Origin of the sequence: Massilia sp. Leaf139, assembly GCF_001424165.1 — a bacterium.
In the GTDB taxonomy this organism is placed as follows: Bacteria; Pseudomonadota; Gammaproteobacteria; order Burkholderiales; family Burkholderiaceae_D; genus Telluria.
This window is the reverse complement of record NZ_LMOJ01000026.1, coordinates 200,495-216,672: the sequence shown is the minus strand read 5'-3', so window position 1 is coordinate 216,672 and position 16,178 is coordinate 200,495. Positions and strand designations below refer to the sequence as shown.

Below are 16,178 nucleotides of genomic sequence, written 5' to 3'. Positions count from 1 at the left end.
GCAGGCCCTTTTTCCATGGCGCACACCCTGCGCCAAAGCGGCGCGGGCCGATGCGCCGCGCATGCTAGGATCACGCCATCGGCAACGGCCATTCACGAGGACGCGACAAGGTGCACACCGCCATCGAACAAGCCCCCTTTGCGCAGCTGCAGGACGGCGCGCAGGTCTCCATTTTTACGCTGCGTAACGGCGCCGGCATGACCGTCCGCATCCTCGATTTCGGCGGCATCATCACCGAGATCCACGTGCCCGACCGCGACGGCGCCATGGCCGACGTCGCGCTCGGCTTCGACACCCTCGACCCCTACCGCGGCGACAGCCCGTATTTCGGCGCCCTGATCGGCCGCTACGGCAACCGCATCGCGGGCGGGCGCTTCACGCTCGACGGCCAGGCCTACACGCTGCCGGTCAACAACGGCGCCAACCACCTGCATGGCGGCGTGCCCGGTTTCGACCGCGTGCTCTGGCGTTCGCGCATCGAAGAAAACGAGCTGGTGCTGGACTACCGCAGCCTCGATGGCGAGCAGGGTTATCCGGGCACGCTCGACGCCACGGTGCGCTATGCGCTGACGGAGGACAACGAGATCGTCGTGCGCTTCCATGCCACCACCGACCGCGCCACGCCGGTCAACCTGACCCAGCACAGCTATTTCAACCTGGCCGGCGGCGGCAGCATCCTCGATCACGAGATGACGATCGATGCGGACAGCTTTGTCCCCATCGACGCCGGCTCGATCCCGCTGGGCGGCCTCGCGCCGGTGGCGGGCACGCCGTTCGACTTCCGTAGCGCCACGCCGATCGGCGCCCGCATCGACGCGCCGCATGAGCAGCTGCGCAATGGCGGCGGCTACGACCACTGCTTCGTGTTGAACGAGGCGCAACCCGGCGCATTGCGGCGCGCGGCGCGCGTGCGCGAACCGCGCTCCGGGCGCGTGCTTGAACTGTTCACCCAGGAGCCGGGCGTGCAGTTCTACAGCGGGAACTTCCTCGACGCTTCGCTGGCCGGCAAAGGCCAGGTGTATGCGCACCGCAGCGGCTTTTGCCTGGAGCCCCAGCACTTCCCCGATTCGCCCAACCAGCCGGCCTTCCCGAACACGATCCTGCGTCCCGGCGAGGTGTACGCCACCGAGTCGCGCTTCCGCTTTTCGGTCGACAAATAATCGAGAAGTAAATAAGCGGCGCGGGCGCGCCGCGCCCGTTTTCATGCCGCGCGCATGGGGTTCATTCACCCTGCATGACCTGTTCACGCCTGCGCATTTGGCGCTGTGTTGGCACGGTTTCGGCCGCTATAATCGGATAATTCTCACGCCGATTCCAACGTGCCATCAAGAGCGCCGACCCAAGCATGAACCGAGCGATGCGCGCCTCTCCCCTCGACGCCGACAGTGTGGGCGTACGGGCGCTGTTGCGCGCCGCCTTGCCGTCGAACCGCCCCTGGCCGGATGCCATGCGCGTCACCGTCGACCTGATGCTGGGCGCGCGCTTTCCCATGTTCGCCGCCTGGGGGCCGGAGCTGCGCCTGGTCTATAACGACGCCTGTGTCGACCTGCTCGGCGAGCGCCATCCAGCGGCCCTCGGCAAGCCCCTGGCGCAGGCGCTCGACGACGCCTGGGCCGGCGCGATGCCGGTGCTTGACGCCGGCCTGGCGGGCGAGGCGGCGCTGGTCGAGGATCTGCCGCTGGAAGTCGTCCGCGGCGGGCGCACGGCGTGCCGCCATGTCACGCTGTCGGCCTCGCCGCTGCGCGAAGGCGGGCAGGTGGCCGGCGTGGTGTGCATCCTGACCGATACCACGGCGCGCGTGCTGGCCGAACAGCAGCACCGCTTTCAGCTCAAGCTGGCCGCGGCCTTGCGCGAGCTGCTCGATCCGGTCGAGGTCATGCAGGCGGCCAGCGCCCTGGTCGGCCGTCACCTGGCGGTCGGGCGCGCCGGCTATGGCGAGATCGATGCGGCCGGACTCACAGTGGCCGTCGAGCGCGACTGGACCGACGGCAAGGCCGCCAGCCTGGCGGGCGAGGTGCGTGCGCTGGCGGCTTTCGGCCCGGCGCTGATCGACCGCCTGCGCCAGGGACAGGTGCTGCAGATCGACGACGTCGGCAGCGATCCGCTGGCGGCGCCCTATGCGGCGGGCTATGCCAGCATCGGCGTGCGCGCGCTGATCGTGGTGCCGATCATCGAGGCGGGCCGGCTGGCGGCCGTCTTCTACCTGCACGAGACGCGCCCGCGCGACTGGAGCGCGCGCGAGGTGGCGCTGGCGGAAGACGTGGCGCGCCAGACGCGCGAGGCGGTGCGCCGCGCCCGCGTCGAAGAAACGCTGCGCGACGAGACGCGCATCCTGGAGGTGCTCAACCGCACCGGCCAGGCGCTGGCCTCGACGCTCGACGGCGACATGCTGCTGCAGGCGATCACGGACGCCGGCACCCAGCTGAGCGGCGCCCGATTCGGCGCCTTCTTCTACACCACCCAGGACGAACGCGGCGAGAGCCTGCTGCTCTACACGGTGTCGGGCGCGCCGCGCGAGGCCTTCGCCAGGTTCGCGCATTTTGATGTTGATGCGCCTCGCCCGACCGCCATCTTCCGCCCGACCTTCCAGAACGAAGGCATCGTGCGCAGCGACGACATCACCCTCGACCCGCGCTACGGGCAATCGGCGCCGCATCACGGCATGCCCGAAGGCCACCTGCCGGTGCGCAGCTACCTGGCCGTGCCGGTGGTGGCGCGTTCCGGCGCGGTGCTGGGCGGCCTGTTCTTCGGCCATCCCGAGCCGGGCGTGTTCAGCGAACGCACCGAACGCATCATCGCCGGGGTGGCCGCGCAGGCGGCCGTCGCGATGGACAACGCCCGCCTGTACGAAGTGGCGCGCAAGTCGGCGCTCGAGCGCGACGCGCTGCTGCAGAGCGAGCGCGCGGCGCGGGTCGAAGCCGAGCGCCTGTCGCGCACGAAGGACGAGTTCCTGGCGATGCTGGCGCACGAGCTGCGTAATCCCCTGGCGCCGATCAGCAGCTCGTCGGCGCTGCTCGGCATCCAGTTCCGCGACGAGCCGCGCGTGCGCCAGGCCAGCGCCATCATCGCGCGCCAGGTCAAGCACATGAGCCGCCTGATCGACGACCTGCTCGACGTCTCGCGCGTGACGCGCGGGCTGGTGACGCTGCAGGTGGACGAGGTCGACCTGTGCGAGGTGGTGCGCAGCGCGCTCGACCAGACCCAGCCCCTGATCGCGGAGAAATCGCACCGGGTCGAGCTCGACCTGCCGTCCTGTCCGCTGACGGTGCGCGGCGATGCGACGCGCCTGATCCAGGCGGTGGCCAACATCCTTAACAACGCGGCCAAGTACACGCCGCCGGCCGGCACCATCCGCGTGTCGCTCGCGCTCGATGGAGGCCGCGCGCGGCTGCAGGTGCGCGACAACGGCTCGGGCATGCCGCCCGACCTGCTGCCGAGCGTGTTCGACCTGTTCACGCAGGGCGCGCGCACGCTGGCGCGCTCGCAGGGCGGGCTCGGGCTGGGGCTGGCGCTGGTCAAAAAGCTGGTCGAGCTGCATGGCGGCGAGGTCAGTGCCCACAGCGAGGGCGTGGGCCTGGGCAGCGTGTTTACCATCGCGCTGCCGGCGCCGGGTGCGCAGCCGCCGGCGCTGGATGCAGCGGCGGCGGCGCCGCCAGCCTCGCTGCATGCGGGCGCCGCCGGCGCGCAAGCCTTCCGCCCGCTGCGCGTGATCGTCGTCGACGACAATGTCGACGGCGCCGACAGCCTGGCCATGCTGCTGCGCGCCCAGGGCCACACGGTGATGGCCGAGTACACGGGCCGCGGCGCGCTGCGGCGCGCCACGCGCGAGACACCGGACGCGCTGGTGGTCGATATCGGCTTGCCGGACATGGACGGCTACCACCTGGCGGCGCTGCTGCGCGCGCAGCCGGAAACGCGCAATGCGATCCTGATCGCGGCCACCGGCTACGGCCAGGAACGCGACCGCGCACGGGCGCGCGAAGCAGGGTTCGCGCACCACCTGATCAAGCCGGTCGACATCGCGGCGCTGGTGCGAATATTACAGGCGGAAGCGAGCCGCTAACTTTCGGTGAGCGCCTGCATCTGCGCCATCAAGGTCGAACGGGCCGCGTCGATCTGGCGCGCGTTCGTGCGCGAGGAGAGCAGGGCGCGTTCCTTGCGGCCCAGGAAATAGGCAACGCGTTCGGCGTTCGCGCCGGAGGGATGGGGCAGGCCGTGCAGGATGCGGTCGCGCCGGATCACGCCTTCGCGCGCCAACCAGTCCAGGCCCTCGGCAACGCTGCCGCCCATCGGAATGTAGAGGGCGTCAGGCAGCTGGGCCGCTTCGTGGGCGAAATAGCGCAGCACTTGCTCGCGCAGGAAGGGGATCTTCGCCATGCCTGGCGTGCCGCTGTAGTTGCGGCCGTCGACGAACACCGGGTGGCGCAGGATGGCGCTGATCTGCACCAGCTGGGCGTCGGCGTCGAACAGCGAGGCGCAGCTGGCGATGCCCAGCCAGCGCTGCACGCCGATCGCGTCGAGCAGGGCGACGAAGTTCGGGCGGATGGCGCCGCTGAAGGCGCCCGCCAGGCGCGCCGCGCGCAGCACCTCGGCCTGCGCGGCGCCGGCCGCCATCTGGCGCTGCGCCTCGGCCATCGCAATCTTCCACTGCACGAAGCCGGGCGCGATGCCGACCACGACGACGCGCGCGCGCGGGTTCACATGCTCGAAGGGGATGTAATGCATGCTGATCTTGCCCTCGCGCGCCAGCAGGAAGCGCTCGGGCAGCGCGTCCGGGCTGCGAATCGTGGCCAGGTCGAGATTCCGGATCGCTTCTGCGTAATCGGGAAACAGCAGCGGGTTCATGCATGCCCTCCGATGCCGTCCGTCCGCGTACGCATCGCTGCCATCCGCATGCATGCGGGAAGGACTGTTTCGGCAAGCGATCGGCACGAAATCGTGTACATACAATTGGACAAATGCAGTTATGTTTAAGAAAATTATAGTTCCCATAACAAATTCGGTAAAGGAAAAATGTGAACTGGCGTTGTCGGCTGCGAGACACCCGCCACGCTGAGGCCGCTGGTGGTAAGCTGGAGTTAGGAATCCGCTTCATTGATGAGGCCGTTTCTTACATCCACGGAGGTCGCCATGCCCCAGGTCGCATTGATCACGGTTCACGGAATGGGCGAGACGCCGCGCGACTATGCCGCCGGCGTGTTCGGCGAGATGCGCACCCGCCTGGGGCCCGCGCTGCGCGAGCGCGCCACCTTTCACGCGGTGTATTACCAGGACATCCTGCAGCCGAACGAGCAGCTGGTGTGGGAACGCGTCGAGCGGGGCAGCCGTGTCCATTACGACGATCTGCGCAAGTTCATGCTGTTCGGCTTTGCCGACGCCGCCGGACTGGAGACCCGCAAGGAAGATCCGGGCTCGGTCTACGAACTGGCGCAGGGACAGATCGCGCGCGCCCTGCTGGCCGCGCATGCGGCCAATCCGGCGCTGCCGGACATTCCGGTCGTCTTCCTCGCCCATTCGCTCGGCTGCCAGGTACTGTCGAGCTACATCTACGATGCGCAAAAGGCGCTGGGCGGCGGACGGGTCGAGGCCGGCGTCTGGCGCGACATCGATGGCTGGTCGCGCGTGGCGATCGGGCGCCTTCTGAGCGAGCGCGAAAAGCGCTTCCTGGCGGCGGGCACCTGCAGCGCCCTGGTGACGACCGGCTGCAACATCCCGATTTTTGTCGCCGCGCACAAGGAGATGCACATCAAGCCGATCGCGCCGCCGACCGCGCGCTTCCACTGGCTGAACCTGTACGACCCCGACGACGTGCTCGGCTGGCCGCTGCAGCCGCTGTCGGCCGGCTACCGTGCGCTGGTCGAAGACCGCACCATCAATGCCGGGCAGGGAGCGATCGGCTGGATGCTCAAGAGCTGGAATCCGCTCTCGCACAACAGCTACTGGACGGACAAGGAAGTGCTGGAGCCGCTTGCCGCGATGCTCCGACGGCTGGTGGCTTAAGGCCCGGCTTTGCGCGCCGCATCCTCGCGCGCCATGCGCGCCCGCACGCCGCCCTCGACGCCGGTGCGGCTGCCGCTGCCATCGTCGGCCTGCGGCTGGTGGATCGCATTGCTGCCGTTCGGCGCCGGCCCGGCTTTTTCGAACTGTTCGGCATACGCGATGTTGGCCGAGACGCGCTCGACCAGGTCGGGCGCGACGCGGTGCGACCAGTAGGCGGCGCGCGCCTTCCAGCCGGCCGGCACCTCCTCGCGCGGATACACAGAGGCGCGCACGATGACGTCGATCACCTTGGCCGGATCGTCCATCAGCGCCATGCGCGGCGCGTGTCCGGTGTAGTTGGCCGCGACGTTGAAGAAGGGCGTGTCGGCGGCCCAGGGCAGCACCGTCGCGACCGCAATCCGGCTTTGTCCGCCGAGGCGCAGTTCTTCGCGCAGCGCGCGCCCGAGCCCGAGGATGGCGGCCTTGGTCGCGGCATACGAGGCGTGGTAGGCCAGCGGGATCTCGCTTTCCACCGAACCGATGTTGACCAGGGTGCCGGCGCCTTGTTGGCGGAACTGGCGCAGCGCGACATGGCTGCCGTAGATGACGCCCTTCAGGTTGACGTCGACCACGCGCGCATGGTCGGCCAGCGGCACCTTGTCGAATTCGCCGATGGCGCCGACGCCGGCATTGTTGATCCAGACGTCGATGCGCCCGAAGCGCGCCAGCGCCGCCGCGCCCAAGGCTTCCACCTGCTCGGGCTGGGCGACGTCGGTAGTCACGACGAGGGCATGGCCGCCGGCGGCGCGCACTTGCGCCGCGACCTCCTCGAGGACGGCGGTGCGGCGCGCGGCCAGCACCACGTTGGCGCGCATGGCCCCGAGCTTCAGGGCGACGCCGCGCCCGAAGCCGCTCGAGGCGCCGGTGACGACATAGGTCTTGCCGGCCACCGCCGCCGCCTCGTCGGGGCCGAGCGTGGCGGCGCAGCCGCCGAGTAACAGAAAGGGCAGCAGCACCAGCAGGTGCATCAGCCGAAGCGTGCGCATGGTGTCAGGCCCGTTGCAGGGTGAACAGGGTTCGCATGTCGCCCGCCACCGTGCCGCGCGCATTGCGGATCTGCGGCTGGCGGAAGCGCTCCAGCACGGCGCGCTTGGCGTCGTCGAGCAGGCCCAGTTGATCGAGCACGTTGTAGGTGATCGTGTGCAGGCCGCGGTTGTTGCCGTCGGCGATCTTGATCGCGATGCCGATGCCTTGCGAGCGGATGCCGATCGCCTGCACCGCATCGGCGCCGATCTTGGCGACCCAGTCGCCGCCGCCCGCCGTCATCAAGACCAGGTCGCTGCGCTCGGTGCCCGAGACCATGTCGGGGCGCCCGGTCATGGCGTCGAACAGGGGGCCGAGCGCCTGGCCCAGGCGCGCATCCTGTTCGCCTTGCGCCAGGCGCGCGTACAGGTGGGCCAGGCTCGCCAGCGGCAGCGCGTAGTTCGGCGCCGAGCAGCCGTCGATCCCGGTCGGCATGCTCGACTCGGGCAGGTTCGCGGCGTCGGCGAGCGCGCCGCGGATCGCCTTCTGCAGCGGGTGATCCGGCTCGACATAGCCGGTCGTCGCCGCGCCATGGTGGCGGCACCAGGCCAGGAAGCCGCTGTGCTTGCCGGAGCAGTTGTGGTGCAGCGGCGTCCAGGATTCGTCCTGCGGCACCGGCAGGTTGTTGTATTCGTAGTAGAGGGGCACGCCGCAGCCGCATTCGAGGTGGCCGATGTCGAGGCCGATCTTGCCGAGGATCGAGCGCACGCCCGCCAGGTGCTTTTCCTCGCCTGAATGGCTGGCGCAGAGCAGCGCCAGTTCTTCCTGCGCCAGCCCGAACTTGGCCGCGCCTTCGGACAGCAGGAAGGGCAGGGCCTGGAAGGGTTTCAGGGCCGAGCGGGTAAAGGTCTGGTACTGCGGATCGCCGGCCCAGGCCAGCAGGCGGCCGTCGCGGTTGACGACGGCGATGGCGCCGGCGTGGACGTTTTCGACCGTGTAACCGGCGGCGGGATAGCCACGCGTGGTGGCGACGAGGGGGACGACGGGGGCTGCGTGCATGCTCGGATCTCGTGAAGTGGCTGATTCGTCCACTCTAATCGAGCCGCCGCGAACGCGGCGCACCGCCCCTTCGTCTTTACATCGGCGGCCCGAAGCGCCCGGCCTGGTAGTCGCGGATCGCCTGCTCGATCTCGGCGCGCGAGTTCATCACGAAAGGCCCGTGCGAGACAACCGGCGCGCCGATCGGCTCGGCGTGGCCGAACAGCACCACCGCGTCTTCCAGCGCCGTCATCTCGAGTTCGTCGCCTTCGCTGCCGAATTCGACCAGGTGGAAGGCGCTGATGCGGTCGTCGGCCACGCCGGCCTGCAGCGCGCCGCGCACGACATAGAGGAAGACGTTGCGCTGCGCCAGGCCGCGCACGCGCAGGCGCCCGCCGGCCTGGAAGGCGACCGTGCTCATGAAGACGCCAGTGAGCGAATTCACCGGGCCTCGTGTGCCTTCCCACTCGCCCGCTGTCAGGTGCATGGTCACGCGGCCGCCGTCGAGGGACAGCGCCGGGATGTCTTCCTTCTGCAGGCCGATATAGGCGGGCGCCGTCATCTTCAGGTGCGGCGGCAGGTTGACCCACAGCTGCAGGATCTCGAGCGGGCCGCCCGTTTCCAGGAATTCGCGCGGCGAAATCTCGGCGTGGATCAGGCCACTGCCGGCCGTCATCCACTGCACGCCGCCGGCGCGAATGATGCTCTCGTGGCCGGCGCTGTCCTTGTGGGTCAGCATGCCCTCGAGGATGAAGGTGACGGTCTCGAAGCCGCGGTGCGGATGCGGGCCGAAGGGCAGGCCGCGGTTGTGCGGCGGGTAGGTCTGCGGGCCGTGGTGGTTCAGGAACAGGAAGGGATCGACCTGATCCAGGTGGCGGCTGGGCACGGGGCGCTGGGTGACCAGGTCCCCGATGTCGTCGCGCAGCGCCGGGTGGATGCGGCGCACCAGTTTGTCGCTCATGGAAGTCCTCGTTGGTCTTGTCGTTGACAGCAACGATACCGGAAATGCGGGCCGTCCGTGTGCGGGGACGCGGCGCGGAACCCTGTGCTAGACTCGTTGCGCCTATGCAATGGAGACCCTTCGAGACATGAAACGAACCATCCTCGCCAGCCTGTTGCTGGCCATCGCGGTGCAGGCCGCTGCCGCACCTGCCCAGGGAAGCGCCGCCGCCGTGCCGAGTCCGGCCGCCGTCAAGGCCGCCAAGTATGCCGTCACTACCTACCGCACCGACGTCGTCAAGACCCTGGCCGGCCTGGTCAGCTTCAATACGGTGGCCGACCCGAAGATCCCCTCGGATCAGGATCCGCAGCACATCGCTTTCAAAAACTACCTGAAAAGTGAGGCAAGCCGTCTCGGTTTCGACTTCGCCGATCACGGCTGGGTGTTCATCGTCGGCATGGGCAAGGGCGAGGAGCGGGTCGGCATCGTCACCCACGGCGACGTGCAGCCGGTCGATCCGTCGAAATGGAAGAAGTCGCCCTTCGTGCTCGACCAGACGAGCGAGCCGGGTAAATTGCTGGCGCGCGGCGCCGAGGACGACAAGGGCCCGATCGCAACCGCCCTGTATGCGATGAAGGCATTGAAGGATCAGCAGCTGCCGCTCAGTAAGCGCATCGAACTGTATGTGTACATGGGCGAGGAATCGAACTGGCAGCCGCTGGTCGACTTCCTGAAAACCCACGAGCCGCCGCAAATGAACATCACGCTCGACGCCGAATATCCGGCGGTGGTGGCCGAGAAAGCCTCTGGCACGATCGCCGTCACCTTCCCCAAGGCGAACGCGGTGCAGCCGCAGGCCGGCGAAGCGCACATTGCCGCTTTCGGCGGCGGCTTCTTCGGCAGCCAGATTCCGGAAGACGCCACGGCGACGATTGCCAACGCCGGCGCCGCCATCGAGGCGCAGATCCGCGCGCGCGGCGCGCAGCAGGAAGGCATGCGCTACACGTTCACGCGCAATGGCAACGACCTGGAAGTGCGCGCGCGCGGCGTCTCGGCGCACTCCTCGAAACCCGAGGACGGCGTGAACGCGGTGGCGATGCTGGCCGATGCGCTGGCCGTGCAAAGCTGGCCGAATACGAGCGCCGGCGCCGCGGTCAACTACCTGAACCAGATGGTGGGCACCGGCATGTATGGCGAACAGTTCGGGAACATCGCCTACCGCGACAGCTTCATGGGCCGGATGACAGTGTCGCCCACCGTGATCCGCCAGAAGGACGAGGGCATCGAAGTCTCGATCAACCTGCGCCGCCCGCAGGGCAAGAGCATCGAGCAGCTCACCGGCGAGGTGAATGCGGCGCTGGCGGCCTGGCAGCAGAAGAACATCGCGCTGTCGAACATCACGGTGAAGACGAGCGAGCCCTGGCTGCGCAAGGACGCGCCGCAGCTGCCGATCCTGATGAACGTGTTTTCTTACTTCACCGGCATGAAGGATCCGAAGCCGGTAGCGATCGGCGGCGGCACCAATTCGCGCCTGTTCCCGAATGCCGTCAGCTTCGGCCCCGGCATGCCGGGCCAGGTTTACACGGGCCACTCGGAGCATGAGTTCATCACGCTCAAGCAGCTGCTGCTGAACCTGCAGATGTACACGGCGGTACTGGCCGAGCTGGCGAAGTAATCCCGCACGCCGGCGCGTCATGCGCCGGCGTTTCCCATCCGCCACAGCACTTCGTGCATGCTTTTCGGTGGCCGGCGCGCTTGTTGGGCTTGTCAGAGTTTGTCTTGCCGCACCCCGTAAATACTTCCAATCGTTTTGTAGGTTTAGGCCTACAAAATCGTCTCTGCGACCTTGCCGAGATGGCCGATCGCTAGCGTTTTCATAGGAGAGAAGCAGCCCCGCTCTTTGCTCCCCCCATCCGCGCTCCGCTGAGTCATTAACTGTTGGAAAATACATACGTTACGCCCGGAAAATGTGGCGTAAACGCCATGTTAGGATCACCCCCTAGCCGTGGTCGCAGGGATGTTGTTTGCCTGCGCCGCATGTATTTGCCCGTGATTTGCCGACGTGAAGCGATGCCATGCACAGTAAAGAACTGACGAAGCCCGACGGACGACAACTGACCCTCTACAGCAACCAGCCCATTCCGGACGGGATCGTTGCGCCCAGCCCGTTCCCGGATCCGATGAACGCCAACCCCCACCTGCGCTGGCATCCGCTGCGCGGCGAATGGGTGACCTATGCCGGATTCCGCCAGAACCGCACCTTCCTGCCGCCGCCGGAGTACAACCCGCTGGCCGTGACGCGCGACCCCGCGAACCCGACCGAGCTGCCCCAGGGCGATTACGAGATCGCCGTGTTCGACAACCGCTTTCCCTCGCTGGCGCTGGCCTCGCACGATCCGCCGCAGCTGACGGTGCCGACCGCGCCCGCCAACGGCCACTGCGAAGTCGTGGTGTTCACCCAGGATCCGACCACGGCCCTGGTGCACCTGCCGCTGTCGCGCATCGAACTGCTGCTGCAGGTCTGGGGCGAGCGCACGCGCCGCATCGGTGCGAATGCCCACATCGAATACGTGCTGCCATTCGAGAACCGCGGCGCCGAAGTCGGCGTGACGCTGCACCATCCGCACGGCCAGATCTACGCCTACCCCTTCGTGCCGCAAGTACCGGCGCGCATGCTGGCGCAGGAGCGCGAATGGTACCTGGAGCATGGCACCAGCCTGCTGTGCGACATGGCCAAGAACGAAGCGGCCGACGGGCGCCGCGTGCTGTACCAGGACGACCATGCGATCGCCTTCGTACCGGCCTGCGCGCGCTACCCATACGAGGTGTGGGTAATGCCGACCGAACCCTGCCCGGACTTCGCCTCGCTGTCCGATGCGCAGCGCGCCAGCCTGGCACGCTGCCTGAAAACGGTGCTGCTCAAGTACGAGACGATGTGGAACCGGCCTTTCCCTTACCTGATGGCCTGGTACCAGGCGCCCACGGACGGCATGGCGCATCCCGAAACCCAGCTGCATGCCCAGTTCTATCCGCCTTACCGTTCGCGCGACCGCCTGAAATACCTGGCCGGCACCGAGCTGGGCGCCGGCATGTTCGCGATGGACGTGCTGCCCGAGAATACGGCGGCCGAACTGCAGGCGGTGAGCGTCTCGCTGGAGGGCGCATGAGCGCGGCCGAGCGCGCCGCCGAAGTGGCGGCCAAGCTGGCGCTGCTGCGCGGCTGCCTCGAGACGACGGGCGCCGCGGCGATCTGCCTGCGCGGCGTCGACTGGTTCGCCTGGGCGACCGCCGGCGGCTCGAGCGCGGTGCTGCATACGGCCGAAGCAGGCGTGGCCGAGGTGCTGGTCACGCGCGACGAAGCCGTCATCCTGACCGACGAGATCGAGGCGGCGCGCCTGCGCGAAGAGGAAGTGCCGGCCGGTTTCACCTTCCACGTCACGCCCTGGGCGCAGGTCGAACTGCGCACGCGCTACCTGCTCGGCGTGGCGGGCGACGGCCTGGTGCTGTCGGATCGCCCGCACGGCAGCGAGCAGCCCTTGCCGACGGCCTTGCGCCAGCGCCGCCTGGTGCTGATGGAGTCGGAGCAGGCGCGCTACCGTGTGCTCGGGCGCGAGGCCGCCGAAGCGATGACGGACACCCTGGCCGCCGCGCGGCCCGAGTGGACGGAATACGACCTGGCAGCGGCCGGCGCCGCGGCACTCTGGCGGCGCGGCATCCATCCGGCCCTGGTGCTGGCCGCCGGCGCGCGCCGCCTGCCGGCGTACCGCCATCCGACGCCCTCGCATGAGCCGATCGGAGAACGCGCGATGCTGGTGTTCTGCGCACGCCGCCACGGCCTGTATGCGAACCTGACCCGTTTCGTGAGCTTTGCGAATTTGAGTGGAAATGCAGCGCCGCAGGAACAGCAGGCGCTGATGGAAGTCGAGGCCACGGGCCTGGCCACCGTGGTGCCCGGCAAATCGCTGTCGGCCGTGTACCACGCCTTCGCCGCCGCCTACAAGCATGCCGACCGCCAGGGCGCGATCGACGAACACCATCAGGGCGGCATCACCGGCTACCTGGCGCGCGAGATCGTCGCCACCGCCAGCACGGCGACCGAACTGGAAGCGGGCATGGCCTTCGCATTCAACCCCAGCTTCGCGGGCCTGAAGATCGAGGACACCTTCCTCCTCGGCCCGCAGGGACTGGACAACCTCACCCTCGATCCGCGCTGGCCGGCCGTGACCGTGCATGGCCGGCAGCGGCCCCTTTGGCTGGAGAAAACCTGATGGTGACGACCGATTCCTTCTTCGGCGGCCCGCCCGCGGTGCATGCCTCCGCACCGGGACGCGTGAATCTGCTGGGCGAGCATACCGACTACAACGACGGCTACATGCTGCCGGTGGCCACGCCCCAGCGCACGACGGTGGCGCTCAGTCCCAGCAACGATGGCCACTTCTATTTTTATTCGAGCACGCTCGACGCCAACGTCACCTTCGCGCCGGACGGCAGTGCGCCGCCCGGCTTCGGCAGCTATATCGAAGGCTGCATCCGCCTGGTCGAAGCCGAAGGCGTGACGGTGCCGCCGCTGCGGGTCTGGGTCGCGACCGACGTGCCGGTGGGCTCCGGCCTGTCGTCGAGCGCCGCGCTGGAAGTGGCGACGCTGCGCGCGCTGCGCCAGATGCTCGGCTTCGAACTCGACGACGTCAAGCTGGCGCGCATCGCCCAGCGCGCCGAGATCGAATTTGCGCGCGTGAACTGCGGCATCATGGATCAGATGGCCTCGAGCCTGGCCGACGAATCGAACATGCTGTTCATCGATGCGCGCACGCTCGAACACCGGCTGGCGCCGCTGCCGCAAGGCACCGAGATCATCGTCATCGATTCCGGCATCGCGCGCAAGCTGGCCGGCAGCAAGTACAACGAACGGCGCGCCGAATGCGAGGAAGCTTCGCGTAAGCTTGGCGTGACGGCGCTGCGCGACGTGCTCGATCCGGACAGCGTGGAAACCCTGCCGGAGCCGCTGCGGCGGCGCGCGCGCCACGTGGTGCAGGAAAACCTGCGCGTGCTGGAAGCGGCAAACGGCATCTCGGCCGAGCGCTTCGGCGAATTGATGGACGCCTCGCATTTCAGCCTACGCGACGATTACGAGGTCTCGATCCCCGAGCTCGACGAACTGTGCGCGCTGCTGCGCAAGCAGGAGGGCGTGGTCGGCGCGCGCCTGACCGGCGCCGGTTTCGGCGGCGCCTGCGTGGCGCTGTGCAAGGCGGGTCTGGCCCAACAGGCGGCTACGGCCGCACTCGACGAATACAACAGCAATGGACGACAAGGCCGGCTCCTGATCCCGGTTCCTGGCACGACTGCAGCTGAACGAAAGGAAAACGATGAGTCAGTTTGAATATCCCCGTCCCCAACTGGTACGCGACAACTGGATCAGCCTGAACGGCAAGTGGCGCTTCTGCTTCGACGACGAGATGCGCTTCAAGCTGCCGGGCGACGTCGCCGAGTGGACGCACGAAATCGAAGTGCCGTTCGCACCCGAGACGAAAATGTCGGGCATCGCCGATACCGGTTTCCACCGGGTCTGCTGGTACGAGCGCGAGTTCACCGTCATGCCGACGGAGGGGCGCACGATCCTGCACTTCGGCGCCGTCGACTACGCGGCGCGGGTCTGGGTCAACGGCCAGCTGGTTGCCGAGCACGAGGGCGGTCATACGCCGTTCTCGGCCGACATCACGCGCGCCATGAAGGCCGACGGCCAGCAGGTCGTCACCGTGTATGTCGAGGACGATCCGGCCGACCTGGCCAAGCCGCGCGGCAAGCAGGACTGGCTGCTGGAACCGCACTCGATCTGGTATCCGCGCACCACCGGCATCTGGCAGACGGTCTGGGTCGAGCAGGTCGAGAAGACCTTCATCCACAAGCTGAAATGGACGCCGATTTTCGAGACCTTCGAGATCGGCTGCGAAGTGTTCGCCGGCGGCGAGATCCGCGACGACATGTTCATCGAGGTGAAGATCTGGCATGGCGAACACCTGCTGGCGGATGATCACTACAAGCTGCTGGGAGGCGAGGCGAACCGCAAGATCGCGCTGTCCGACCCCGGCATCGACGATTCGCGTAACGAGCTGCTGTGGAGCCCGGAGCGCCCGACGCTGCTCGACGCCGAAGTCACGCTGCGCTGCGGCGACCGCGTCGTCGACCGCATCCGCTCGTACACGGCGCTGCGCTCGTTCGCGATCAACCGCGACCGCCTGATGTTGAATGGAAGGCCTTACCAGCTGCGCCTGGTGCTCGACCAGGGCTACTGGCCCGAATCCTTCCTCACCGGCCCCTCCGACGATCACCTCAAGCGCGACGTCGAACTGGCCAAGCTGATGGGCTTCAACGGCGTGCGCAAGCACCAGAAGATCGAGGATCCGCGCTACCTGTACTGGGCCGACAAGCTGGGCCTGCTGGTCTGGGAAGAGATGCCATCGGCCTACCGCTTCAGCCCGAAGGCGATCACGCGCATGGTGCGCGAGTGGACGGAAGCGATCGACCGCGACTACAGCCACCCCTGCATCATCGTCTGGGTCGCCTTCAACGAGTCCTGGGGCGTGCCGAACCTGACGCTGACGCAGGCGCATCGCAATGCCGTCGAGGCGCTCTACCACCTGACGCGCACGCTGGACGCGACGCGGCCCGTGATCGGCAACGACGGCTGGGAAGCCTCTGCCACCGACATCCTCGGCATCCACGACTACGACTGCGATCCGGAAAAGCTCAAGGCCCGCTACGAAGTGAGCGATCCGGTGCGCACCCTGTTCGACCAGCGGCGTCCGGGCGGGCGCATCCTGACCCTGGACGGCTTCCCGCACCGCGGCCAGCCGATCGTGCTGACCGAATTCGGCGGCATCGCCTACGACACCAAGGGCACGCCGGAAGAGGGCACCTGGGGATATTCGCGCTCGACCACGGCCGAGGGTTTCCACAACCTGTACCGCGGTCTGCTGAAGGTCGTCAACGAGACCTTCATGTTCAGCGGCTTCTGCTACACGCAGTTCGCCGATACCTTCCAGGAAGCCAACGGCCTGCTCAACGCCGACCGCACGCCGAAGCTGCCCTTCGAGGTGATCTCGGCGGCGACGCGCAATGCGCAGGCGAACACGGTCAAGGCTGGAGGCGGCGTGGATCTCGATCCGTCCTGAGCGCTGGGCGGGCGCCGCCAAGCTGAGCGC

The 16,178-nt window shown here is 67.9% G+C and carries 12 protein-coding genes; 8 read left to right on the top strand and 4 right to left on the bottom strand.

What is annotated here, in order from left to right:
• Positions 1 to 110 precede the first annotated feature (110 nt).
• Together ASF77_RS22000 and ASF77_RS21995 are read left to right on the top strand one after the other, a co-directional pair.
• Positions 111 to 1,160 carry an aldose epimerase family protein gene (locus tag ASF77_RS22000; protein ID WP_156648980.1) on the top strand — a complete coding sequence of 350 codons (1,050 nt, stop codon included), beginning with the start codon at positions 111 to 113 and terminating at the stop codon, positions 1,158 to 1,160.
• A 185-nt stretch (positions 1,161 to 1,345) separates the two neighbouring features.
• Positions 1,346 to 4,063 (top strand): ATP-binding protein, encoded by a 2,718-nt coding sequence (locus tag ASF77_RS21995; RefSeq protein WP_082493997.1) that lies wholly within the window; start codon positions 1,346 to 1,348, stop codon positions 4,061 to 4,063.
• Here the strand turns inward: ASF77_RS21995 and ASF77_RS21990 are convergent.
• A complete protein-coding gene (locus tag ASF77_RS21990; protein ID WP_056344804.1) occupies positions 4,060 to 4,845 on the bottom strand; it encodes a hypothetical protein in 786 nt (261 codons plus the stop codon). The genes ASF77_RS21995 and ASF77_RS21990 overlap by 4 nt on opposite strands.
• 285 nt (positions 4,846 to 5,130) lie before the next feature.
• Here ASF77_RS21990 and ASF77_RS21985 point away from each other — a divergent pair, with 285 nt between their 5' ends.
• Entirely contained in the window at positions 5,131 to 6,000 is an 870-nt protein-coding gene (locus ASF77_RS21985; RefSeq protein WP_056344801.1) for a hypothetical protein, read from the top strand.
• On the opposite strand, the gene ASF77_RS21980 is transcribed toward ASF77_RS21985, so the two are convergent.
• The 3 genes from ASF77_RS21980 to ASF77_RS21970 form a co-directional block, all read right to left on the bottom strand.
• On the bottom strand, positions 5,997 to 7,025 hold the full coding sequence (locus tag ASF77_RS21980; protein WP_082493996.1) for an SDR family oxidoreductase: 1,029 nt from the start codon (positions 7,023 to 7,025) through the stop codon (positions 5,997 to 5,999). The genes ASF77_RS21985 and ASF77_RS21980 overlap by 4 nt on opposite strands.
• A 4-nt stretch (positions 7,026 to 7,029) precedes the next feature.
• On the bottom strand, positions 7,030 to 8,061 hold the full coding sequence (locus ASF77_RS21975) for an asparaginase (protein WP_056344798.1): 1,032 nt from the start codon (positions 8,059 to 8,061) through the stop codon (positions 7,030 to 7,032).
• A gap of 76 nt (positions 8,062 to 8,137) precedes the next feature.
• Complete coding sequence (locus tag ASF77_RS21970) at positions 8,138 to 9,001, bottom strand: pirin family protein (RefSeq protein WP_056344796.1); 864 nt, start codon at positions 8,999 to 9,001, stop codon at positions 8,138 to 8,140.
• 127 nt (positions 9,002 to 9,128) lie between these two features.
• Here ASF77_RS21970 and ASF77_RS21965 point away from each other — a divergent pair, with 127 nt between their 5' ends.
• From ASF77_RS21965 to ASF77_RS21945, 5 genes are all read left to right on the top strand, one after another.
• Positions 9,129 to 10,655 (top strand): dipeptidase, encoded by a 1,527-nt coding sequence (locus ASF77_RS21965; protein ID WP_056344793.1) that lies wholly within the window; start codon positions 9,129 to 9,131, stop codon positions 10,653 to 10,655.
• A gap of 400 nt (positions 10,656 to 11,055) precedes the next feature.
• Positions 11,056 to 12,147 (top strand): galactose-1-phosphate uridylyltransferase, encoded by a 1,092-nt coding sequence (gene galT / locus ASF77_RS21960; protein ID WP_056344790.1) that lies wholly within the window; start codon positions 11,056 to 11,058, stop codon positions 12,145 to 12,147.
• Positions 12,144 to 13,247 (top strand): Xaa-Pro peptidase family protein, encoded by a 1,104-nt coding sequence (locus tag ASF77_RS21955; protein WP_056344786.1) that lies wholly within the window; start codon positions 12,144 to 12,146, stop codon positions 13,245 to 13,247. The genes galT and ASF77_RS21955 overlap by 4 nt, the downstream gene beginning before the upstream one ends.
• Positions 13,247 to 14,356: a galactokinase gene (galK, locus tag ASF77_RS21950; protein ID WP_056344783.1), complete on the top strand. Its 1,110-nt coding sequence runs from the start codon at positions 13,247 to 13,249 to the stop codon at positions 14,354 to 14,356. The genes ASF77_RS21955 and galK overlap by 1 nt, the downstream gene beginning before the upstream one ends.
• The gene (locus tag ASF77_RS21945; RefSeq protein WP_056344780.1) at positions 14,343 to 16,148 is read left to right on the top strand and encodes a glycoside hydrolase family 2 protein; all 1,806 of its coding nucleotides are present in this window, start codon (positions 14,343 to 14,345) and stop codon (positions 16,146 to 16,148) included. Before galK ends, ASF77_RS21945 begins: the two co-directional genes overlap by 14 nt.
• The last annotated feature ends 30 nt before the right edge of the window (positions 16,149 to 16,178 follow it).

Coding starts and splice junctions, on each gene's coding strand:
- ASF77_RS21995 (WP_082493997.1), top strand. CDS start 1,346: ATGAACCGAGCGATGCGCGCCTCTCCCCTCGACGCCGACAGTGTGGGC.
- ASF77_RS21990 (WP_056344804.1), bottom strand. CDS start 4,845: ATGAACCCGCTGCTGTTTCCCGATTACGCAGAAGCGATCCGGAATCTC.
- ASF77_RS21985 (WP_056344801.1), top strand. CDS start 5,131: ATGCCCCAGGTCGCATTGATCACGGTTCACGGAATGGGCGAGACGCCG.
- ASF77_RS21980 (WP_082493996.1), bottom strand. CDS start 7,025: ATGCGCACGCTTCGGCTGATGCACCTGCTGGTGCTGCTGCCCTTTCTG.
- ASF77_RS21975 (WP_056344798.1), bottom strand. CDS start 8,061: ATGCACGCAGCCCCCGTCGTCCCCCTCGTCGCCACCACGCGTGGCTAT.
- ASF77_RS21970 (WP_056344796.1), bottom strand. CDS start 9,001: ATGAGCGACAAACTGGTGCGCCGCATCCACCCGGCGCTGCGCGACGAC.
- ASF77_RS21965 (WP_056344793.1), top strand. CDS start 9,129: ATGAAACGAACCATCCTCGCCAGCCTGTTGCTGGCCATCGCGGTGCAG.
- galT (WP_056344790.1), top strand. CDS start 11,056: ATGCACAGTAAAGAACTGACGAAGCCCGACGGACGACAACTGACCCTC.
- ASF77_RS21955 (WP_056344786.1), top strand. CDS start 12,144: ATGAGCGCGGCCGAGCGCGCCGCCGAAGTGGCGGCCAAGCTGGCGCTG.
- galK (WP_056344783.1), top strand. CDS start 13,247: ATGGTGACGACCGATTCCTTCTTCGGCGGCCCGCCCGCGGTGCATGCC.
- ASF77_RS21945 (WP_056344780.1), top strand. CDS start 14,343: ATGAGTCAGTTTGAATATCCCCGTCCCCAACTGGTACGCGACAACTGG.